Below are 21,151 nucleotides of genomic sequence, written 5' to 3' on the forward strand. Positions count from 1 at the left end.
CTCGACACGATCGCCGAGACCTACAAGAAGCTGCGCAAGCTGCAGGACCAGCAGGTGGAAGCCCGCCTGCAGGCGACCGGCACGCTCTCGCCCGCCCAGGAGCGCCGCTACAAGGAACTCAAGGACGAGCTGATCACCGCCGTCAAGTCGCTGTCGCTCAACCAGAACCGCGTCGACAGCCTCGTCGAGCAGCTCTACGACATCAACAAGCGCCTCGTGCAGAACGAGGGCCGCCTCTTGCGCCTTGCCGAGAGCTACGGCGTCAAGCGCGACTCGTTCCTCGAACAGTATAACGGCGCGGAGCTCGACCCGAACTGGATGAAGTCGATCGCCAACCTTGCGGCCCGCGGCTGGAAGGAATTCGCCAAGAGCGAGAACACGACGATCCGCGACATCCGCCAGGAGATCCAGAATCTCGCCACCGAGACCGGCATCTCCATCTCGGAATTCCGCCGCATCGTGCACATGGTGCAGAAGGGCGAGCGCGAGGCGCGCATCGCCAAGAAGGAGATGGTGGAAGCCAACCTCCGTCTCGTGATCTCGATCGCCAAGAAGTACACGAACCGCGGCCTGCAGTTCCTGGATCTCATCCAGGAAGGCAATATCGGCCTGATGAAGGCGGTGGACAAGTTCGAGTATCGCCGCGGCTACAAGTTCTCGACCTACGCGACGTGGTGGATCCGCCAGGCGATCACCCGCTCGATCGCCGACCAGGCCCGCACGATCCGCATTCCGGTGCACATGATCGAGACGATCAACAAGATCGTGCGCACCTCGCGCCAGATGCTGCACGAGATCGGCCGCGAGCCGACGCCGGAAGAGCTTGCCGAAAAGCTCGCCATGCCGCTTGAAAAGGTGCGCAAGGTGCTGAAGATCGCCAAGGAGCCGATCTCGCTCGAAACGCCCGTGGGCGACGAGGAAGACAGCCACCTCGGCGATTTCATCGAGGACAAGAACGCGCTGCTGCCGATCGACGCCGCCATCCAGGCGAACCTGCGCGAGACGACGACCCGCGTGCTGGCCTCGCTGACGCCGCGCGAGGAACGCGTGCTGCGCATGCGCTTCGGCATCGGCATGAACACCGACCATACGCTCGAAGAGGTCGGCCAGCAGTTCTCGGTGACGCGCGAACGTATCCGCCAGATCGAGGCGAAGGCGCTGCGCAAGCTGAAGCACCCGAGCCGCTCGCGCAAGCTGCGCTCGTTCCTCGACAGCTGAGGCGACGGTGAGATGAAACGAGCCCTGTGACCGAGAGGTCGCGGGGCTTTTTTGTTTATGGAATCAGGGCACACACCTCTCCTCCGTCATCCTCGGGCTTGACCCGAGGATCCCCACGTCCCGCGGCATAGCTTGAGTTCGTAGCATGGATCCTCGGGTCAAGCCCGAGGATGACGGAGGAGAGATGGCAGTGCTACAAGACAGCTCGGAGAAGAGGGGCGGCCCACAACTCATCTAGAACCATTATCCGACGCTGAAGCGATTTCGCTTCGGCTGGAACTGTTCTAGGAACTCCTCGTCGGATCACCGATCTCGGCGTTCAAGTGCACCGCCTCGCTCGCAAGCCGTTCGGCGACCGCCGCATCCACAGGATCTCCCTCGACGTAGACCATCGTCGCCAGCTCGTATTTGCCGCCGGGTTTCAGCCGCGGCTCGATCTCGCGCAGCCGCTTGCCGCGCCAGAAGCCGAAGAGCACGCGGGCCGCCTCGGCGCGGATCAACAGCACCGGGCCGTTGGAAAAGCACACGATGTGACCCCACTTGATGCGCTCCTCCAGCGCTCCTGCGGCAAGGACGGCGGCGCGCAGCCTCTCGACGGTCTCGCGTCGCCAGCCGTCGAGGGCCACGACATAGGCATCCGGGCTGTCCGCCGGTTTTTCCTTGCGCATTCTGCTCTCCTCCCGAAACCGCCGGAGCTTACCGCGAACGGCCGGCAAGGGCGACGGTCTTGGCCTGTGGATGCGGGGGCTTTTGCCGAACACGAGCCGGCGTGCGGATTGCCTCGCTCCCGCCGCCGTGCAAGGCTTGCCCGTGCAAGGTGAATGGAACGACGGAAGGGTAGTCATGCGGGATCGGCTCTGGCGCTTCGTCCTCTCCTTCTCCGCCACCGGGCTGATCCTGGGTACGCTGTGTTTTGCCGCCTCGCTGACGCCGAGCCTCCTGCCGCGCACCTATGTCACGCAGGGCGTGCTTTCGGGCGTCGCCATGGCCTGCGGCTACGGGCTCGGCGTGGCGCTTGCCGCGCTGTGGTTCTGGCTCGAGCTGCCGGAGCCGAAGGACCGGGTCCGTCTCTGGCTTGCCGCGGGCGCGGGGGGCCTTTGCGGCGTCGTGGCGCTGGTCTTCCTCTGGCGCACGGCGGAGTGGCAGAACTCCATCCGCACGCTGATGCACCTGCCGCCGATCGAGACGGCGCATCCCTTCTATGTCGGGCTCATCGCGCTCGCCGTCTTTCTCGTGCTCTTCGGCCTCGGGCGGCTCTTCGCCTTTCTCGCCCGGCTGTTCGCGAGGACCTCGCGCCGGGCGGCGCCGCGGCGGCTCTCCTCCGTCATCGGCACGGCGCTGGCCGCGACGCTATTCTGGACGCTGGCCGACGGCATTCTGGTGCGCTTCGTGCTGCACACGGCCGATTCCTCCTTCCGCCGGCTCGACCAGGTGATCGAGCCGGACACGGCCGAACCTTCCGATCTCAGAAAATCCGGCAGCACCGCCTCGCTGGTGCGCTGGGACGAGCTTGGCCGCATGGGCCGCTCCTTCGTGGCGAGCGGACCGACGGGAGAGGACATCGCCGCCTTCACGGGCAGGCCGGCGATGGAGCCTCTGCGCGTCTATGCCGGCCTCAACGCCGCCGAGACGCCGGAGGCGCGGGCAAAGGTCGCGCTCGACGAGCTGATCCGTGTCGGCGGCTTCGAGCGCGCGACGCTCGTCATCGTCATGCCGACCGGCACCGGCTGGATCGATCCGGAGGGCATCGACACGGTCGAGTACCTGCACCATGGCGACATCGCCAGCGTCGCCATCCAGTATTCCTATCTCGCCAGCTGGCTTTCGCTGCTCGCCGAGCCGGATTACGGCGCCGAGGCCGCGCGGGCGCTCTTCCGCGCGGTCTACGGCCACTGGACGAGCCTGCCGAAGGACAAGAGACCAAAGCTCTATCTCTACGGCCTCAGCCTCGGCGCGCTGTCGTCGGAACAGTCGGCCGAACTCTTCGAGGTGATCGGCGATCCCTACCAGGGGGCGCTGTGGGCCGGCCCGCCGTTTCCGAGCCGCATCTGGCGCAAGATGACGGCGGACCGCAATCCCGGCACGCCCGCCTGGCTGCCGCGCTTCCGTGACGGTTCCTATGTGCGCTTCACCAGCCAGAAGAACGTGCTGCCTGCGGTGGGCGACCATTGGGGGCCGATGCGCATCGTCTACCTGCAGTATGCCAGCGACCCGATCACCTTCTACGATCCCTATGCCTTCTACCGGCAGCCGGCCTGGATGGCCGTGCCGCGCGGGCCGGATGTCTCGCCGGATTTCGAATGGTATCCGGTCGTCACCTTCCTGCAATTGACGCTCGACATGGCCATGGCGACCACGACGCCGATGGGGCTCGGCCATGTCTATGCCGGCGAGCATTATGTCGATCCGTGGATCGCCGTGACGGACGTGACGGACTGGAGTGCGGCGGACATCGCGAGACTCAAGGAGAGGTTCCGCGCGGGGCGATGATCAGCCCTTGACGGCGACGATGAAGAGCCGCGGGAAGCGCAGCAGCCGGCGCCCGTCGGCCATCGGCGGGTAGGCATTCGCGATCCGGTTCTCGTAGTCCGCGAGGAAGGCGTCGTGCTCTCCGGCCGGCAGGCGGTCGAGATAGGGACGCAGGCCCGTCGCCTTCACCCAGTCGACGATGGCGGCCGCATCCGCCATGGGATGGTTGTAGACGGTGTGCCAGACATCGACGCGGGCGGCCTTCGGGCCGAGCGCGTCGAAACAGGCGGCCGGATCAGGCATCGGACCGCGCCGTGGCGTGCCCTCGGCAAGAGCGCCCCGCCAGGGGCCGGCAAGAGCGCTTTCCTCCATCAGGAGATGGGAGGGTTCGTTGCGGTTGTCCGGCATCTGCACGGCCAGCACGCCGCCGGGCCGCAAGCCCTCCACCAGCCGCGCCATCAGCGCCACCGGATCGGGCAGCCACTGGAAGGCGGCATTGGCGAAGAGCAGGGCAGCCGGCTCGTGCGGGCGCCATTTCAGAAGGTCACATTCGACGAAATCGACGCCGGGCAGGCGCCGGCGCGCGGCCTTCAGCATGTCGCCGGCATTGTCCACGCCGCGCACGCCCCGGCCGGGAAAGCGCTCCACCAGCAGCTCTGTCGAGTTTCCCGGCCCGCAGCCGAGGTCGTAGACGGTTCCGGCGACAAGGTCGGCCGGCACCTGTGCCAGCAGGTCGCGGGCAGGGCGGGTGCGCTCGTCCTCGAATTTCAGGTATTGCGCGGCGGACCAGGCCATGGCGGCTCCGTTCAGAGGCTTTCGAGCGACGGCAGGATCAGCGCGGGACCGAGGTCGAAATACTCGTCCGGCATGTCGCTGCGGTTGATCCAGACGGTGCGGAAGCCGAATTTCGTCGCGCCGGCAATGTCCCAGCGGTTGGAGGACTGGAAGGAGACGGCATTCGGATAGAGCCGGTAGTTCGTCGTCACGAGATCGTAGACGGCGGGGGCGGTCTTGTAGGTCTTCAGCGCATCGACCGAGAAGATGTCGTCGATGACGGTGTCGAGCGCGGCGTTCTTCACCGCCGAGGCCAGCATGGCGGGCGAGCCGTTGGAGAGGATGGCGATATGCGCGCCGCGCTGCTTCAGCGCCTTCAGCACGGCCGGCACTTCCGGATAGCAGTCGAGCTTCCAGTAGGCGTCGAGCAGCTTCTGGCGCAGCGTCGGATCGACGCCGCCGATGCGCTTGAACGTATAGTCGAGCGCCTGCTCGGTGAGCTGCCAGAAATCGGCATAGGCGCCCATCAGTGCCCGCGTCCAGGAATATTCGAGCTGCTTGGCCCGCCAGATCTCGGAAAAGATCTGGTAGTTCGGCCCGACATCCCCCGCATGGCGGCGCACTGCCGCGTGCACGTCGAACAGCGTGCCATAGGCGTCGAAGACATAGGCGGCATGGGACATGGGCGGCGATTCCTTCTGGCATTGTCGACGGCGATTGGTCGCCATCGACGTGGGAATGTCAAATTATTTGGCGCCCGCCCCTCATCCCGCTGCCGCGACCTTCTCCCCGTAAACGGGAAGAAGGAAATGGTGGCGCGCTTTTCCCCTTCCCGAACGCGTATTGGTTGGGAGGAACTTCGCCTCCCTTTCTTCTCTCTGTCCGCAGCAGGGCCATCGTACAGGGAAGGAAACCGTCCCCCATCCCCTTCTCCCCGCGGGGGAGAAGGGGATGGGGCAACGTCGCACTCCATATGCGACGGCCTTGCCGCAGGCAGAGAAGGGCGTGGCAGCGGGATGAAGGATGCCCCTTTCAGAACCGCGTGATGACGCTGATGCCGAGGTCGGTTGCCTTGTCCATCGCCGTCAGGGCGGGCACGGCTTCCTCCAGGCTGATATGCCGGCCGATCAGCCGTTGCGGGGTGAGCTTGCCGCTTTCGATCATTGCCAGCATGGCGTCGTAGCGCCAGGCCTGCATGCCGTGGCTGCCGTAGATTTCCAGTTCGTGGCCGATGACCTGGGCCATGGGAATCTGGGGCGTCGCATGGTCGGCGAGCATCAGGCCGACCTGCACGTGCCGCCCGCGCCGGCGCAGGTTGCGGATCGAGTTGAAGCAGGTGACGGGCGAGCCGAGGGCGTCGACCGAGGCATGCGCCCCGCCGCCGGTGATCTCGCGCACGACCTCCGCGACGTCGGCGACCTCGCGCGCATTGATGGTGGCGACGGCGCCCATCTTCTTGGCGAAGTCCAGTTTCTCCGCGGAAATGTCGATGGCGATGGGATTGGCGCCGAGCGCGGCGGCGATCATGATCGCGGAGAGGCCCACCCCGCCGCAGCCGTGCACGGCCACCCATTCGCCGCCCGTCACGCGCGCCTGGTCGACGACGGCGCGGAAGGAGGTGGCGAAGCGGCAGCCGAGGCTGGCGGCCGTCGCATAGTCGATCGCGTCCGGCAGGTGCACGAGATTGTGGTCGGCAAAATCGATGGCGACGAGTTCGGCGAAGGAGCCCCAATGGGTGAAGCCGGGCTGGAACTGCTCTTCGCAAACCTGTTGGTTGCCCGAGCGGCATTCGCCGCAATGGCCGCAGCCGGAGACGAAGGGCACCGTCACCCGCTCGCCCTCGCGGAAACGGCGCACATTCCTGCCGACGGCCACCACCTTTCCGGCAAGCTCATGGCCCGGCACATGCGGCAGGCTTATATCCGGGTCATGGCCCATCCAGCCGTGCCAGTCGGAGCGGCAGAGCCCCGTCGCCTCCACCTTGATCACCACGCCGCCGGGCGTCGGCGTCGGGTCGGGCAGGGTGCGGATCTCGGGTGTCGCCTCGAAGGCTTCGTAATACATCGCGCGCATGGTGATCTCCCTTCCGCCTTTGTATCGCATGCGCCCCGAATGCCCTCAACGGCGCCACCCATGATAAGGCCTGATGCACCCATTCAACATCTTGAATGGACAAGCGCGACCGGCTGTCGGAAGGCATTTGTGACTTGACCGGTCCGGCCCGCCGGGCCTTGATGGGCGAAAAGGAGTTTACAAAATGCCAGTCGATACCTCACCACGCTCGACGACCTGGACCTTCGTGGACGGCGAATGGGTTTCAGGCAACCCGCCGCTCATCGGCCCCACCTCGCACGCCATGTGGCTCGGCTCGACCGTCTTCGACGGCGCACGCTGGTTCGACGGCATCGCGCCCGACCTCGACCTGCATTGCCAGCGCGTCAACCGCTCCGCCGAGGCGCTCGGCCTCAAGGCGGTGGTGAAGGCCGAGGAGATCGAGGCGCTGTCCTGGGAAGGCGTCAAGAAGTTCGACGGCAAGACGGCGATCTATGTCAAGCCGATGTACTGGGCCGAGCACGGCGCGTTCAGCGTGGTGGCGCCGGACGCGGAATCGACCCGCTTCGCGCTCTGCCTCTTCGAGGCGCCGATGGGCGACCCGAAGGCCGCATCCTCGCTGACCCTCTCGCCCTTCCGCCGCCCGACGGTGGAATGCATGCCGACGGATGCCAAGGCCGGCTGCCTCTATCCGAACAATGCCCGCATGCTGGTGGAGGCCCGCAAGCGCGGCTTCGACAATGCGCTGGTGCGCGACATGCTGGGCAATGTCGCCGAAACCGCCTCGTCCAACATCTTCATGGTCAAGGACGGCGTCGTCTTCACGCCCGCCGCCAACCGCACCTTCCTTGCCGGCATCACGCGCATGCGCGTCATCGGCCTGCTGAAAGAAGCCGGTTTCGAGGTGGTCGAGACGACGCTGATGGTCGCCGATTTCGAGAGCGCGGACGAGATCTTCACCTCGGGCAACTATTCCAAGGTGGTTCCGGTGACGCGTCTCGACGACCGCGACCTCCAGCCCGGCCCGATCACCGCCAAGGCGCGCGACCTCTATTTCGACTGGGCCCATTCCGACGGCGATGCGTGAGGGCAAACAAGAACGCCGGGGTTTTCGCCCCGGCGCCAGGTTTGCCAGTGAACCCCACCCCACCCACTGCCGTCAACCAGCGGCAAGCGCAGCGTTTGTTGCATGGATGGTCGGGTCAAGCCCGACCATGACGGAGGAGAGGCGAGGCGGACGTCGCCAAACAAAAACGCCGGGGCTCTCGCCCCGGCGTCAGATTCGCCGGTAAACCCAGCCCCACCCACTGCCGTCATCCTCGGGCCTGACCCGAGGATCCACGCGGCATGTGGGGCGTTTTCCGTTCCTGGCATCTTTCGCTTTATTCGGCGGCGACGATCTTGCCGTCTTCCCACTTGAAAAGCGAGAAGCTCTGCGAGGTGAGGTCGCCGTTCTCGCCATAGGTCAGCTTGCCGATGGCGGTCGGGATGGCTTCGCCGGACTTCAGCGCTGCCGCGACGGCGGCCGAATCCTCTGCGCTGCCGGCCTTCTCGATGCCGGCCTTGAGAACCTCGACGGCGGCATAGGCATTGAGCGTGAAGGCTTCCGGCGGGATGCCCTTTTCGTTGAGCACGGCGACGGCGGCCTGCGAATCGGGGCTCTTCAGCGCGTCGGAGGCATTGGTGAAGAGCGTGCCGGCAGCCGCTTCGTTGCCGATCGCCCAGTATTCGCTGTTCGACAGGCCTTCGCCGCCGATGATCGTGGCGTTGACCGCGAGATCCTTCAGCTGGCGGGCGAGCAGGCCGCCTTCCGGATGGTAGCCGCCGAAATAGATGACCTCGACGCCATCGGCCTTGAGGCGGGTGATAAGCGCGCTGAAATCCTTGTCGCCCGGGGTGACCGAGTCGTAGAGCGCCTCGGTGACGCCGCCCTTGTTGAGCGCGGCCTTGAAGGCGTCCGCCAGACCCTTGCCGTAGGCGCCCTTGTCATGGATCACGGCGACCTTCTTGTCCTTCAGGCTCGCCAGCACATAGGCGGCGGCAACCTCGGCCTGCTGGTCGTCGCGCCCGCAGGTGCGCAGCACGTTCTCGAGGCTGCGGGCCGTCAGGTCCGGCGCGGTCGCCGTCGGGGTGACCATCAGCACGCCGTTTTCAGCAAAGACGTCGGAGGCCGGGATGGCGACGCCCGAGGTCACCGGGCCGACGACGAAGCGGATGCCTTCGCCAACGATCTGGTTGGCGGCCGAAACGCCCTGCTTGGGCTCGCCCGCATCGTCGGCCAGCTTCAGGACGACCTGTTCGCCGAGAATGCCGCCGTTCTTGTTGATCTCGGCGACGGCCGCTTCCGCGCCGTTCTTCACCTGGTCGCCATAGGCGGCGACCGGGCCGGTCAGCGGGGCGACGAGGCCGATGACGATGTCCGCATGGGCGAGCGGGGCAAAGGCGACGGATGCGGCGAGCAGGGCGCCGGCAAAAATCTGCTTCTTCATGGGGGGTCTCCTCAACTGGGGCCATCGGGCGGCCCGGTCGCAGATGCTCACGCGTCCGGACGGCGCTTGCCGGATTCCGATGCGGAGCGGGTTCTTTCACGGTCCGGAACAATCGTTCACGAAAGGCCGGCGTGCTGCAGATTGATTAGGCCGGAAGGGGAAAAAGCGCAACAAAATAATGCATTTGCATATTTGATGGGCGGATCACCCGCGTGAATGGAAGGCAGTATGCGGCATTTGAATCAAAACGGATTGTTAAGATTTACGATTTATAAATATCCGGGAAATTCTGAGGAACTGCGATGCGTTGCGTTTTGATCGTCGTCCTCCTGTTGCTTGCCGGATGCGCGTCTGTTCCGCGGCAGACGCAGAATGCCTGCGCCATCTTCGAGCAACGTGACGGCCTGTTCGACAACTGGCGGCGCGCCGCCTACCGCGCCGAGCGGGAATATGGCGTGCCCGTTCCCGTGCTCATGGCGACGATCTACACGGAGTCCGGCTTCCGGCACAATGCGCGCCCGCCGCGCACGAAGCTCTTCGGCTTCATCCCCTGGAAGCGGCAATCGAGCGCGCTCGGCTTCTCGCAGGCGCTCGACGGCACCTGGGCGCAATACAAGCGCGTGACCGGCCGCTGGGCCGCCAACCGCACGGATTTCTCCGACGCGATCCGCTTCATCGCCTGGTATCACGCCGAGAGCAACCGCAGGAACGGCATCGCCCTCAACGACACCTACCGCCTCTACATCGCCTATTACCACGGCCATGCCGGCTATTCGCGCGGCAACTGGAGCGGCACGGCCAAGGCCGGCGCGAAGCGCGCGTCGAACATGGCGGTCAGCTATTCGCGACAGTTGAAGAATTGCGGAGCGTGGTAGGCAGGACGGATTGCCGCTACGATGTTCCGCGTTTCGGCCGTGCACGCTGGTGTTTCCGCGCGCAGCTTCCATCGGGACAAGGAGATCGGCTTTGCCCACTCCCGTCATCGTCGTCGGTTATGACGCGGCATGGCCGGATTTGTTCGCGGAGATTGCAAAGTCTCTTCGGGCACTGCTCGGCGATGCCGTCAATGCAATCGACCATGTCGGAAGCACTGCCGTGCCGGGGCTTGCCGCCAAGCCAATCATCGATATCGATGTGACGCTTTGCGGCCGGGAACTGATCGAGCCTGCCTGCCAGCGCATTGTGCAGGCGGGCTACGGCGCGCGGGGAAACCGCTATGACGACGATATGTGGGCCTTTCTGGCAAAACGGGAGCCTGCCTGCCGTGTCTATCTGTGCCCACCGGGAAATGAAACGCATCGCAAGCGCTTGGTGTTTCGTGACAGGCTGCGTCAAGACGGGGCGCTTCGTGAGGCCTACGGCGCGTTGAAGCAGCAACTTTCCAGACGGTTCTTTCTGGAGGGAGATGCCTACACCGCTGCAAAGCGGGATTTCATAGAGGCGGTGATCCGCAACGCTCCTCCGCCGCGCTGGTAGGTTCAGGCTTCTGCCCGCCCGTCATCGCATAAAATTACGCGCCCTTGTCGGATCGGCCTTCCGACACACGTCCTTGACATGTCCAAACCCAAGAAGGAGACGATCATGACCTATGTCGATGGATTCCTGCTGGCCGTGTCGAAGGCCAATCTGGAGCGGTACAAGGACATGGCACGCACGGCGGGCGATGTCTGGAAGGAGCTCGGCGCGATCGATTATGTCGAATGCATCGGTGACGACGTGCCCTATGGCGAGCTCACCTCGTTTCCCCGCGCCGTTCTGGCGAAGGACGACGAGGTGGTGATCTTTTCCTGGGTCACCTATGAATCGCGCGCGAAGCGCGACGAGATCCTTGCCAAGGTGATGGCGGACGAGCGCCTGAAGGGCGACAAATGGAAGGATGTCTTCGACGGCAAGCGCATGATCTACGGCGGCTTCGAGGCGGTCGTCGAGTTGTGAGCCGGGGGGAAGCAGGCTAAACCCTTAATCCGGAACCGGAAGAAAGGACACGCCATGACGAACCTCTACTACGCGATCGTCGGATCCACGACGGACACGAATATGGGCCTGGCGCGCTTCATGGGCGTCATCCTCGCCTTCATCGTGGTCGTCGGCACCCTGTTCTGGGCCATCGGCGGCTGACGCGCCATGGCGCAGACGATCGTGACGGTCCCGACCCGCGGGCAGGGGCTCTACGAATTCACCGGCGAGGCCGCCGCCTTCGTGCGGGGCGCGGGCATGGAGCAGGGGGTGCTGACGGTCTTCGTCCGCCACACCTCCTGCTCGCTGCTCATCCAGGAAAATGCCGATCCGGATGTCCGGCGCGATCTCGACCAGTTCTTCCGCCGGCTCGTGCCGCCCTCGGACGATCCCGCCATGCGCTGGATCGTGCACACGCTGGAGGGGCCGGACGACATGCCGGCCCATATCAAGGCGGCGCTGACAGCCGTCTCGATCGGCATTCCGGTCGTCGGCGGCCGCCTCGCGCTCGGCACCTGGCAGGGCCTCTATCTCTTCGAGCACCGCGACCGGCCGCACCGGCGCGAAATCGTCCTGCATCTCGGCCCTTGACGGAACCGGCCGGCACGATGGAACGTTCCTGCGGCGATCCATCCCGGAGCGTGTCGCGATTGCGTTCCGGGTCCTGTTCTCGCCTGTCGCCGGCGAACGCCCGGCGGGCGCCCGCGCGGCGGATTTCGAAGGAGATGTTCATGGCGAATACCGAAAGCATCAACCATGCCGTCATCGAGGCCTTGAACGCCCGCGACTTCGCCGCCCTTGCCGGCAAGGTCCACGAGGATGTCTCGATCTCCGGCATCGGCGAGGGCATGGACAATGGCCGCGCCGCGCTGCGCGATCGTCTCGCCCGGCATTTCGAGTCCTTCGACGAAAGCTATGGCGACGCGCTGGTGATGAGCGATGCGCTCGGCAACAATGTCGCGATCCGCCTGACGGCGCGCGGCAGGTCGGCGGCGGGCGATGCCTATTCGAAGGAGAAGATCCTGCTGCTCGAGCTCGAGGACGGGGCCATCACCCGCATCGCCTTCTTCACCGGTTCATGAAGTTGAACGGAGGCTGAACGACGGCTTCGGCCTCCGTTCAGCCTCGCGCCCCTAAGGTCTCCTCAATCGCCGGACGAAACGGCCCGGCCGGTGTGAACAGGAGATCCCCCGATGACCCGCTTTCTGAAAAAATCCCTTCTTGCCGCCGTTCTCGGCCTCGGCGCGCTGACGGCTACGATGCCGGCCGCCTCCGCCGCCAATACCGAGCTGTCGATCGAGCAGGTCGGCTATCGCAACGGCTTCTTCGAGATCCGCGACCATGACGGGCGCCGCGATCGCTGGGACCGCCGGAACGATCGCCGCCATGGAAACTGGGGCGGCCGCGGACGCTGTGATCCTCGCCTGGCCATGGTGAAGGCGCACGATCTCGGCCTGCGCCGCGCCCGCATCGCCGATGTCACGCCGCGCAAGGTCGTCGTCGAGGGCTTCCGCTACCAGGGCTACGGTCGCATCGTCTTTGCCAACGACCGCTATTGCCCGGTGCTCTGGCGCTGAGCGGAAAGATCGGTTGCCGGCCTTTCCCTGAACGCCGCCCGCAAGGTTACCCCCGGCCGGCGAGCGGCCGCCCTCCCGGTTTCGCCGGGAGGGTTTTTGCGTTTTGCGCCTCACCATTCCCGGCAGGACCGTAGGACCGCAGGCCGTGGAACGAAGGGCGTGCGGCCTGCCTACTCTTCCGGCGGGTGGCGATACCGTGCGATGGCGATTGCCCTTGGGCGGGATGGAAGCATGCTGTTCACGGTGAAGGCGCCGCCGCGAAGAGGGCTTGCAGGGTAAGGGTACCCGCGCGCTTCCTGCTGCAGGATACGGGGGCGAGGCCTTTCCCTGCGGATCGTCCGCACCCGTTTCACGGGCAATCAGCTAGGACGAAAAAGGGCCGGTTGCCCGGCCCTTTCGAGAAAGCGTCGTTCCGCGCGGTTCAGCTGCCGAGCGCGAAGGTCACGTTGACGGTGACGGAATAGCTGTTCTCGCCGGTGGCGAGCGGCACGGCACCGCCTTCGGCATAGTCCTTGGCTATGGCGCGCATCATCGGCATGGGTTCGGCCCGATAGGTGGTTTCGGAGATTTCCAGCACGCGGCCGAGGCCGACGCCGGCGGCATCCGTCAGTTCCTTCGCCTTGGCCATGGCGTTCTCGACGGCCTTCTTGCGCGCCGCGCTGACGGCGGCATCCGGCTTGTCGTTGACGAAGCGGATGCCGTTGCCCTGGTTGGCGCCGAGCGTCACGGCCTTGTCGAGGATCTCGCCGAGCTTGGAGAGATCGCGCACGCGCAGCGTCACCGTGTTGGTGACCTGGAAGCCGATCAGCACCGGCGGCGGGTTCTCGCCGGTCGAGCTCTGCGGATACTGGTATTGCGGGTTGATCATGAAGCCGGAGGTCTGCAGGTCGCGATCTTCGATGCCGGCTTCCTTCAGTGCGGCAAGGATGTCGGCCATCGCCTTGTTGTTGGCATCGAGCGCCTCGCGGGCCGTCTTGGCGTCCTTGACGACGCCGAGGTCGATCAGGGCCATGTCGGGCGCCATCTCCGCGCGGCCTTCGCCGGTGACGACGATGGTCGCCTCGCGCGGCTTGGCGCTGTCCTCAGCCCGCGCGGCCATCGGCATCGCAGCGGCAAGAGCAAGCGAAAGCGCGACAAGGCTGGCGCCCGTGCGGCGGCCCAGGGTTCCGTAGAACATAAAGAAAATCTCCTGATGGTTGCGTCCCTTGCGCCGTTCTTCGCCCGTGATTGTGTAGAGAATACGGCGACGCTTGTGAGGTCCGCCGAATTCGTCTAGACGGTCTCTACGCGTCGGCCGCCATTGACCGACGCCCCCGGCCATCAGCCGGGACGGGCCTGTAGCTCAATGGTCAGAGCCGGCGGCTCATAACCGCTTGGTTGGGGGTTCGAGTCCCTCCGGGCCCACCAATCGCCATAAGGCCTTGATTTTAAACGAGAATTTTCAAGGCATTTTTCCACCGTACACGGCGAAATACACCGCTACGTACACATTTCGAGCCAGATTGAGAGGCTTGAAGTGTATTTATGGAAACGCGAAAGTGGATTCACGTATCAGCAAAGAATTCCCGCTAGCGTCGAATCTCAACTTGGGAAATCACCCATCCGCGTGAATTTGGGGCCACTTCCTGCTGCTGCGGCACGGAAAAGAGCAATAATTTTGTCGGGTGCGGCCATGAGAATGATGGACGATCCGACCATGACGAGAGAAACCCTTTCTCATAGCCTCAAAGCTTTGAATGCGGAGCTTGAGGAACTGCGCCGACGCCATTTTCCGCTTGGTTTGAGGGTCACCAGCCGACTTCAACAAGCCAAAGAATTCGAATCTGAAGGCGACCATGAGGCCGCCCAAATATACCGCCGTCAAGCGAAGGAACTGTCAGCACAAAGAGCTTCTCTGCAAGATTTCAAACAAAGACTTCAGACGATTTCGGACGCGCTTTCAAAAGATTCCGTGGCATGGGAGGCGGAGCGCGACACATTTCAGTCTGTCGTCCGCACCCTCGGTTCTTTGGGTGCACAGGTTCAATCGCCCCAAAATCAACCTATCCAGCAGCCTCAACCTCAACCTCAACCTCAATCTCAACCTCAGCCTCTCGAACATCGGGATGAAAGAACTGTAACTGCTTCCACCAAACTTAGCGTAGCAGGTCGTGTCATCCTCGATTCTCGAAAAGATGCGCTGGACAAGGGAAACAAGGATAAGGTGCGCTATGAGGAGCGGCTTGAAAACACGTTCGCGGCATTCCTGAACGTGGTTGGCGATCATCCTCTCAGCTACTATTTGCCTATCCATTTGCAAGACTTTGCGACGGCCATGGCAAAGCTTCCCACAAATCGTACGAAGTACCCCATTTTCGCCGGGCTGAGCCTTAAGCAGATCGGCGCAAAGAATGACAAATTGCCTGACGGACAGCGGATTAAAAGCCTGTCTCAAACGACGGTCAAAGAACATGTGGCCCAAATCAAACTTATCTGGGAAAAAGCGACGGCCGGTGTCTCAGGAATTCGTGACATCCGATCATTCAAGGTGACAATGCCTGCTGCCGCAACACCTGCCATTGATCGGGAGGGCCTGCCTCCGACGTCTCTGAATACATGGCTGGCAGATAGCGTCACTCCCAAGATGATGCGGAAGCCGCATAAAGCTTGGTTGCCTCTTGTTGGTTTTCTGACAGGGATGCGGCTTTCTGAAATCGTCTATTTGCAATCATCTGACATGGTAACTATTGAAGGGAACGAGGTTTTTGACTTACGGCTTCCACTGATCATTGATGGGAAGCCGGTCGACAGGCCCCTGAAGACGAAGACGTCTGTCCGCATTGTTGCAATCCATCCATTGCTTCGTGATTGCGGTTTCATTGATTTCGCAAAGAATCAGCGTGGCCGGGGTGGGTTTGTTTTCCCTCATTATCATGGGGCTAATGACCCTGCTGACGCTGCCCAGAAACAGATGGGGAATTGGATGGTGGCCCTCGGTATTCACGAGACACAGCGGCAGGTGTTTCATTCCTTGAGGCATAACGCAAAGTCATGGTTCCGCATCAATGTTGGCGATAGCCTTGCGGACAAGCAATGTGGTCACGCGGCATCTTCCGTAGGGGCAAAATACGGGTTCAAAGCACTGGAGCCCGAAGAGGTCCAAAAGATAATGTCTATCCCGGCCCCACGTGGCGTAGATTTCTCACCGTTCATGGACTGGCGGCGTCAGGCGGAATAGCCGGGGGCATTGCCCCGCTTTTCACTGTGGGATTCCGCTTCGATTGAATTGCGAACGAAGGCTAGGAGATCGCTGTAACCAGCGATGCGGTTCTCTAGCCCACGTTTTTTGGCGGAGAGTGCACGCCACATCGAGTTTTGCTCAAGCTCCATCCTTCGATTGAACTCATAGTCGCTTTCTTCATAAGCGCCAGCGGTCATTGTGTACCATGGGCACGTCCGCAAGAATGCGTAATATTCGTCGATATATGGCTTCAAAGCCGCTTCGACAGATATTAGTTCCGACTTCTTTGCCGCAAGATACGCGATAATCTCAGGCAATGCTTTATTGTATTGTTCTATTTTATCCCCTTCGATTAAAGTTTCCATGTTGATCCTCGTACGTCGACCTTTGATTATGAATGATTGTGATTCTAGGCGTCGTCACTGTAAAGGCGTTGCCATACGGTCAACCGCCCGTAGCCCATCCCGCTTGATTTCGGCCTTCAATGCCGCCGCCGCTCCGGGCAGCCGGGATTTGCGGACGAGCCTCTTGTCTGCGCTTCCGTGTGCTTGAATGTAGATCGCCGCGACGTAGCAGAGGATGCCGCCGTTTTGGTCCGTCTCGCAAACCTCGACAACCTCGATATTAACCGTCAGCCCTTTGATTTTCGTGGTTTTATGGCGCATTGAAATCTCCGCTTTCTGATTGAATTTATTGAGAAAAACATAGCAGAAAACGGGATTCCTGAGAATCCTGCAGGTAAATTTGATGCCGGTTTTGGGGTAGTGTCCGTTAATCGGAATGTTTGGATTTTACTGATTTTTGGAAGAGAACGTTTGTCGTAATATCGGCGGCAGGCAGGGGTTGACGGCCAGCGCGGCGACATAGACTTGTTCAGGTCAGGTCAAAATGGCCTGACCGTGGCCGCAGGCCGAACCAGTCGCCGCGATGGCTGTCACCGAACGAAAAGGTTCCATGTCTATTTTCTCTCTGGTCCGCCACGCGGATCGGATCGAGACAAGCGGCTCGATCCGAAGGGCAAGAGAATATCGACATGGAAAAGAGCGAGGCTACCCCTGCCGGAATTCCAGCGTCTCGCCGTCATGTGAGAAAATGTCAACAATTACAGAATGATGAGATTATCCTTACCCGAGAAAATCGTTGACAAGGGCGAGGGTTGCGGTGACGCTTTTACATCGACAATTTGGAAATCGTTATGTCACAGCCTCAATGTTTCGACCGTCTTAGTCTTCTGCGCCAAATGGACACCGAAATGACCGCTGCAATAAAAGCATGCACGGTGCAACATCGTGTCGTTCGCGCATTGCGATCCGCATACATCCAGGCTCTGGAAAACAACGTCCGTTGCTTAGGAATTTCCGAATTACCGCATTCGGCGCAAGACATAGCCGCCCAACGTATACGCATCGACCTGGAGGAAGGTCGAGCAATCGAGATTTCTGAAACTTTGCTTGAATTGCAAAATCAGCGGCTTTCTCTGCGGTCCGCTTTGACGGTTGACGCCGACTGATTTTGCTCTGAGCATAAAAAAACCGACGTCATAGGGTTAGCGGCCCTCGGTCGGTTTTTGCAGGAATGTTAGATAATGATGAACAGTCTTTTCGACATTGTAAAGCCGCCGTTGACGGCTGAGTGACCGGGGGGCTGGCAAATAGCCCAGCCCAGAACCTTCAGTCCTCCCATTTTTCCAAAAGAAATGTTGACATTATTTCGGAGCCTCAGGGTTTCGATTACGGTGCGTTCGGTGCGCGCCAGCACATAGAAAATCTCCATCCGAACAATTCACGTGGCGGACTCCGCAATGGCGTCGTCAGCTTCGCGCAGCGGGTGCGCGGGCAGGAAAAGCCGTGGAAAGAGTGGACCGTTCCGGTAGGCGGCGGCGCGATCATGGAAGCCGAACGGGTCCTCCAGCAAGACAACCGAACAGATTTGTACGTGTCGCAGGCGGCTTTCTGGAAATGGCGCTCCATCTCACAGTTGACGGCGATTGGTGCATGTTATGCAGACCTTGATTACCACAATGTCGCCCGGTGGCGCGCCAAAGCTCCCAGAGATGTTGCTGGTGCCGTTGTCGGTCATCTAGAGGAGGCGATGATCCCGCATCCGTCCTACATTTTATCGACGGGCCGAGGTCTTGTTTGTGTTTGGTTGTCGGAATTGCTGCCTCGTACTGCCCTACCTCGGTGGAATGCCGTCCAGAAGCGCCTAGGATTGGTTTTAGAGCCATTCGGAGCGGACAAGCGGGCATTGGACGCTGCACGGGTATTTCGGCTTGTAGGAAGCGAAAATTCCAGTGCAGACCGAGATCGGTGCAAAGTCGGCATGGTTTGGTGTCACGGTTCGCCTGAAACACCGACACGTCACGATTTTGGGACGCTTGCAGATGAAGTCTTACCCGTCACCCACGCTGAATTAATTTCCCTCCGCGCTGAGCGGGCTAAGCGTAAGGCGGAAGGCAAGGATAAGACAGGCCCGGCGGTACATCTGTCGGCGGCGACCTATTGGGAAACGGTTCTCACCGATCTTCAACGACTTCGGGCGCATCGTTATCCAGAGGGCACTCTGCCGGAAGGCCAGCGTGACGTATGGTTGTTCATGGCGGGCGTGGCCATCTCATGGATTTCTCCAGCGGAAGTGCTTGGTCGAGAAATCATATCGCTCGCGAACGAGGCGGCGGGATGGCGCGACAGTGAAACGAAATCCCGCATGTCCGCCGTTATCAAGCGAGCGCGGCAGGCAGCGGCAGGACAGACGATTACGTTCAACGGTCGTGAGGTCGATTGCCGTTATCAGGTAAAGGCCAACACCATTGTCGAATGGCTGGGGATCGATCCGGCGGAACAGCGCGCGGCATGTTTACGGGTGTTGGTCGACCAAGACCGGAAACGGGAACTCTCCGTTGAGCGCATGGAAAAGTCGCGGCGTGAGAGGGGCGTGAAGGATCGGACCGGACAGCAGGCGGCAAGGTTGGAGATGGGCGGTATGGCGCTATATCTGCAAGCAACGCAGGGCATGCGCCGTGACGACCTAGCAGCCCATTTCAACGTGTCGGCGGGGCAGATTTCCAAGGCCATGGCTGAGGCACGCCAAGCGCGCCAAAGACAAGGAAAATTATGATTTTCCCATGACCGGGGGACAAAGCCCCCCGGACCCCGTGGAAGGTAAACACCATACACCGCATCACTTCGTGACGAACGCTGATTTTCCAGCGTTTCGGCTTGTCAGCCATGGGCTGGCAATGGGTCGCACGGCCCGAGCCTCGAAGGGGGTTCCCGAGAGGGTCTCCACGAAGTGGCCTCCATGGAATGGTTCCCCTGAAGGGGCCGATACTATCGAAGATAGTGCCAGTCGGTCACTATATCTTTCATTCCGGTGCCCAAAAGCGCTTTGCGCCCATGGTTTTCATGACCACACTTATCAGGAGGAAATTCCTATTTGAGGAGGGGGCGATGTATGAGTACCAGCGACTGATTAAAATTAAAGGCGAATTGGGGGATTCGTCGGGACTTCTTAGAGCAATTCGACTGCCCGGCTCTTGGTATGCCGTCATCTGGGAGCACTCGAAACGGTATGCTTCCATGAACCAGGATATCACTGCGCAGAACGGCGTCGGTGATATGACGGACGACGAATTCTTGTTTCACGTCCAGCGTGTCTTTTGGTTCACATTCGGCATTGATTTCATTTATCCACGTTTAGGCTGAGGCCCTGCCATGGGCTATCAGTTCGTGCATCTAGAGGGCTATGCTCGCAAGGCGGACGCGAAGGGTCGGGACACGAATTTCATCTTTGGCGAGGCATCCCGTCGCCCCGAAGCTTCGGTTCATGTTGCGAGTCCTGCTCCACCTATCATTGTGCATGGCCTCAAAATTGAAGAAGTACAGGAATTGCACGATTCTGCTGCGGCCTCGGCTACGGTCGCTGTTAAAGGCGGAAAGACCCGTAAACTCCGATCCGATCAAAAAACACTTCACACGGTCGTCGCCAGCCATCCTTACACCATGAACGAAATCCGCGCCGATCCCGACAAGCGCCGGGAGGCGGAGGCGTGGGAGAAGCGGACAGTCGAATGGTTGCGACACCAGTATGGTGATGATCTGCAATCCGTGATCCGCCACGAAGACGAGTCCCATTACCATATCCACGCATATGTCGTGGCAATCTCCGATCCCGAGTTGAAAGCGCAGAAGCACCATCCCGGCGCGACCGCAAAGCGTTCCGTGATGGATGCTGGCCCAATCGATGGCGAGGATCAAAAGGCACTCATGAAGCGTGCCAATGCGGCATACACGGCAACAATGCGCGCATGGCAGGATTCCTACCACGAAGCAGTTGCCGTACCTTCCGGCCTTACGCGCCTTGGCCCGCAACGTCGTCGCCTGTCGAGGGACGAATGGCAGAGGGAACAAGTACAAGCCCAGGCACTGAAGAAGACAATTGAAAAGGCGAAGATCGTCAAAGCCAACGGCGAAACCTTTATCGCCAAAACGAAGGCTGACGCCGCCACGGTTGCCGCCGACGCTGCCCGCCAACAGGAGGTGGCTCGCAAAATAACCGCCGCTGCGCTGGCCGCGCAAGATCGCGCACGCCAGGAGCAAGAGCGGGCGCAGGCGGCGATGGCATATGTCGCCAGGTACAATGGATGGGCCGGTCGCTTCCGGGCGGTTTGGGATGGCCTGCGGAAATCAAAACTAGCAGAAAGAATCCGCTCTGAGTTGAAGGGCGAAATCGACCGCTGGCGGGATATCGCGCAGACTGCCGAGCGAAAGCAACTTGAGGCTGAGCGCCAGCGCTTCGACGCAGAGCGGAAAGCGCGTGATGCGCAAGACGCGGCGATGCGCGCTGGAATCGAGCGCGACCGGCTGCGGTCGATTCTTTCTCCGGCCTCCGATCCGGCCTCGCCGGACCTGTCACCAGGGCCAAAACTGGTACTGAAACCCAATTTTCAGAAAAAGGAAAAAACGTAATGCGCAAAGTGATATTTGTCGCCGTGATTCTGATCGCATCCAGCGCGACCGCTGGCGAAATCGTCTGGCGATCTCCGACGAGCGGCACACTGACCCCTGTTTCTGATCCTGCACCCCCGCTGGAACCGGAGCAATCTGTTTTCGGAATTCGTTACGAGCCCATCCAGGTTGCCGCCGGGACGGTCGTCTACGCTATGCCGATTGGCGATGTCAGCGGATACGTGTTCGCTTCGGGAAATCCACTGCCGCCCGGCCTGACGCTCGATCCAATTACCGGCAAGATTACCGGTCTTGCGGCGGTCGCAGGAAACTACAACGTCACCATACGCGCGCAACGGGACGGCTTCTATTCGGAGATGGTGATCTCGATCACCATCTCCTGATGCGCTCTCTGGCTCGGAGCGGGAGGGGGCGGGGAACGTTGGAGCC

The 21,151-nt window shown here is 61.7% G+C and carries 23 protein-coding genes and 1 tRNA gene; 16 read left to right on the plus strand and 8 right to left on the minus strand.

The window, feature by feature from the left end:
* Positions 1-1,218, plus strand: a 1,218-nt coding sequence (rpoD, locus tag M9955_26295; GenBank protein ID MCO5085159.1) for an RNA polymerase sigma factor RpoD, incomplete at its 5' end; no start/stop codon positions are given.
* A gap of 284 nt (positions 1,219-1,502) precedes the next feature.
* Here the strand turns inward: rpoD and M9955_26300 are convergent.
* Positions 1,503-1,886: a DUF1801 domain-containing protein gene (locus M9955_26300; GenBank protein MCO5085160.1), complete on the minus strand. Its 384-nt coding sequence runs from the start codon at positions 1,884-1,886 to the stop codon at positions 1,503-1,505.
* 175 nt (positions 1,887-2,061) lie between these two features.
* On the opposite strand from M9955_26300, the gene M9955_26305 reads away from it, so the two are divergent.
* Entirely contained in the window at positions 2,062-3,708 is a 1,647-nt protein-coding gene (locus M9955_26305; GenBank protein ID MCO5085161.1) for an alpha/beta-hydrolase family protein, read from the plus strand.
* On the opposite strand, the gene tam is transcribed toward M9955_26305, so the two are convergent.
* The 3 genes from tam to M9955_26320 form a co-directional block, all read right to left on the minus strand.
* On the minus strand, positions 3,709-4,482 hold the full coding sequence (gene tam / locus M9955_26310) for a trans-aconitate 2-methyltransferase (GenBank protein ID MCO5085162.1): 774 nt from the start codon (positions 4,480-4,482) through the stop codon (positions 3,709-3,711). It abuts the gene before it with no gap.
* 11 nt (positions 4,483-4,493) lie between these two features.
* A complete protein-coding gene (locus M9955_26315; protein ID MCO5085163.1) occupies positions 4,494-5,144 on the minus strand; it encodes a haloacid dehalogenase type II in 651 nt (216 codons plus the stop codon).
* Between the two features lie 349 nt (positions 5,145-5,493).
* Positions 5,494-6,534, minus strand: a complete 1,041-nt coding sequence (locus M9955_26320) for a zinc-dependent alcohol dehydrogenase family protein (GenBank protein MCO5085164.1) — start codon at positions 6,532-6,534, stop codon at positions 5,494-5,496.
* A 184-nt stretch (positions 6,535-6,718) separates the two neighbouring features.
* Between M9955_26320 and M9955_26325 the strand changes: the two genes are divergently transcribed.
* Complete coding sequence (locus M9955_26325) at positions 6,719-7,600, plus strand: branched-chain amino acid aminotransferase (GenBank protein ID MCO5085165.1); 882 nt, start codon at positions 6,719-6,721, stop codon at positions 7,598-7,600.
* Positions 7,601-7,895: 295 nt separating this feature from the next.
* On the opposite strand, the gene M9955_26330 is transcribed toward M9955_26325, so the two are convergent.
* Positions 7,896-9,002, minus strand: a complete 1,107-nt coding sequence (locus tag M9955_26330; GenBank protein MCO5085166.1) for an ABC transporter substrate-binding protein — start codon at positions 9,000-9,002, stop codon at positions 7,896-7,898.
* Between the two features lie 302 nt (positions 9,003-9,304).
* Between M9955_26330 and M9955_26335 the strand changes: the two genes are divergently transcribed.
* The 6 genes from M9955_26335 (at position 9,305) to M9955_26360 (ending at position 12,535) form a co-directional block, all read left to right on the plus strand.
* Positions 9,305-9,877, plus strand: a complete 573-nt coding sequence (locus tag M9955_26335; GenBank protein MCO5085167.1) for a transglycosylase SLT domain-containing protein — start codon at positions 9,305-9,307, stop codon at positions 9,875-9,877.
* A 139-nt stretch (positions 9,878-10,016) separates the two neighbouring features.
* Positions 10,017-10,478 (plus strand): GrpB family protein, encoded by a 462-nt coding sequence (locus M9955_26340; protein ID MCO5085168.1) that lies wholly within the window; start codon positions 10,017-10,019, stop codon positions 10,476-10,478.
* 105 nt (positions 10,479-10,583) lie between these two features.
* Positions 10,584-10,937, plus strand: coding sequence for a DUF1428 family protein (locus tag M9955_26345; GenBank protein ID MCO5085169.1), 354 nt, complete (start codon positions 10,584-10,586; stop codon positions 10,935-10,937).
* 189 nt (positions 10,938-11,126) lie between these two features.
* The gene (locus M9955_26350) at positions 11,127-11,549 is read left to right on the plus strand and encodes a secondary thiamine-phosphate synthase enzyme YjbQ (protein MCO5085170.1); all 423 of its coding nucleotides are present in this window, start codon (positions 11,127-11,129) and stop codon (positions 11,547-11,549) included.
* 140 nt (positions 11,550-11,689) lie between these two features.
* Positions 11,690-12,040: a nuclear transport factor 2 family protein gene (locus M9955_26355; GenBank protein MCO5085171.1), complete on the plus strand. Its 351-nt coding sequence runs from the start codon at positions 11,690-11,692 to the stop codon at positions 12,038-12,040.
* Between the two features lie 111 nt (positions 12,041-12,151).
* Positions 12,152-12,535, plus strand: a complete 384-nt coding sequence (locus M9955_26360; protein ID MCO5085172.1) for a hypothetical protein — start codon at positions 12,152-12,154, stop codon at positions 12,533-12,535.
* A 421-nt stretch (positions 12,536-12,956) separates the two neighbouring features.
* Here the strand turns inward: M9955_26360 and M9955_26365 are convergent, their stop codons facing one another.
* Complete coding sequence (locus M9955_26365) at positions 12,957-13,712, minus strand: SIMPL domain-containing protein (GenBank protein ID MCO5085173.1); 756 nt, start codon at positions 13,710-13,712, stop codon at positions 12,957-12,959.
* Between the two features lie 154 nt (positions 13,713-13,866).
* On the opposite strand from M9955_26365, the gene M9955_26370 reads away from it, so the two are divergent.
* Positions 13,867-13,942 (plus strand) — tRNA-Ile (locus M9955_26370).
* Positions 13,943-14,051: 109 nt separating this feature from the next.
* The gene (locus M9955_26375; GenBank protein MCO5085174.1) at positions 14,052-15,752 is read left to right on the plus strand and encodes a hypothetical protein; all 1,701 of its coding nucleotides are present in this window, start codon (positions 14,052-14,054) and stop codon (positions 15,750-15,752) included.
* Here the strand turns inward: M9955_26375 and M9955_26380 are convergent.
* Complete coding sequence (locus M9955_26380; protein MCO5085175.1) at positions 15,740-16,120, minus strand: hypothetical protein; 381 nt, start codon at positions 16,118-16,120, stop codon at positions 15,740-15,742. The two genes, M9955_26375 and M9955_26380, sit on opposite strands and share 13 nt — an antisense overlap.
* A 54-nt stretch (positions 16,121-16,174) precedes the next feature.
* Complete coding sequence (locus M9955_26385) at positions 16,175-16,420, minus strand: hypothetical protein (protein MCO5085176.1); 246 nt, start codon at positions 16,418-16,420, stop codon at positions 16,175-16,177.
* 587 nt (positions 16,421-17,007) lie between these two features.
* Between M9955_26385 and M9955_26390 the strand changes: the two genes are divergently transcribed.
* The 5 genes from M9955_26390 (at position 17,008) to M9955_26410 (ending at position 21,105) form a co-directional block, all read left to right on the plus strand.
* Positions 17,008-17,265, plus strand: coding sequence for a hypothetical protein (locus M9955_26390; protein MCO5085177.1), 258 nt, complete (start codon positions 17,008-17,010; stop codon positions 17,263-17,265).
* A gap of 122 nt (positions 17,266-17,387) precedes the next feature.
* Entirely contained in the window at positions 17,388-18,872 is a 1,485-nt protein-coding gene (locus M9955_26395; GenBank protein MCO5085178.1) for a hypothetical protein, read from the plus strand.
* Positions 18,873-19,204: 332 nt separating this feature from the next.
* Positions 19,205-19,459, plus strand: a complete 255-nt coding sequence (locus M9955_26400; protein ID MCO5085179.1) for a hypothetical protein — start codon at positions 19,205-19,207, stop codon at positions 19,457-19,459.
* Between the two features lie 9 nt (positions 19,460-19,468).
* Positions 19,469-20,722 carry a plasmid recombination protein gene (locus M9955_26405; GenBank protein MCO5085180.1) on the plus strand — a complete coding sequence of 418 codons (1,254 nt, stop codon included), beginning with the start codon at positions 19,469-19,471 and terminating at the stop codon, positions 20,720-20,722.
* The gene (locus M9955_26410) at positions 20,722-21,105 is read left to right on the plus strand and encodes an Ig domain-containing protein (GenBank protein ID MCO5085181.1); all 384 of its coding nucleotides are present in this window, start codon (positions 20,722-20,724) and stop codon (positions 21,103-21,105) included. The genes M9955_26405 and M9955_26410 overlap by 1 nt, the downstream gene beginning before the upstream one ends.
* Positions 21,106-21,151: the final 46 nt, after the last annotated feature.

This window comes from Rhizobiaceae bacterium (assembly GCA_023953845.1).
GTDB lineage: Bacteria > Pseudomonadota > Alphaproteobacteria > Rhizobiales > Rhizobiaceae > Arvimicrobium.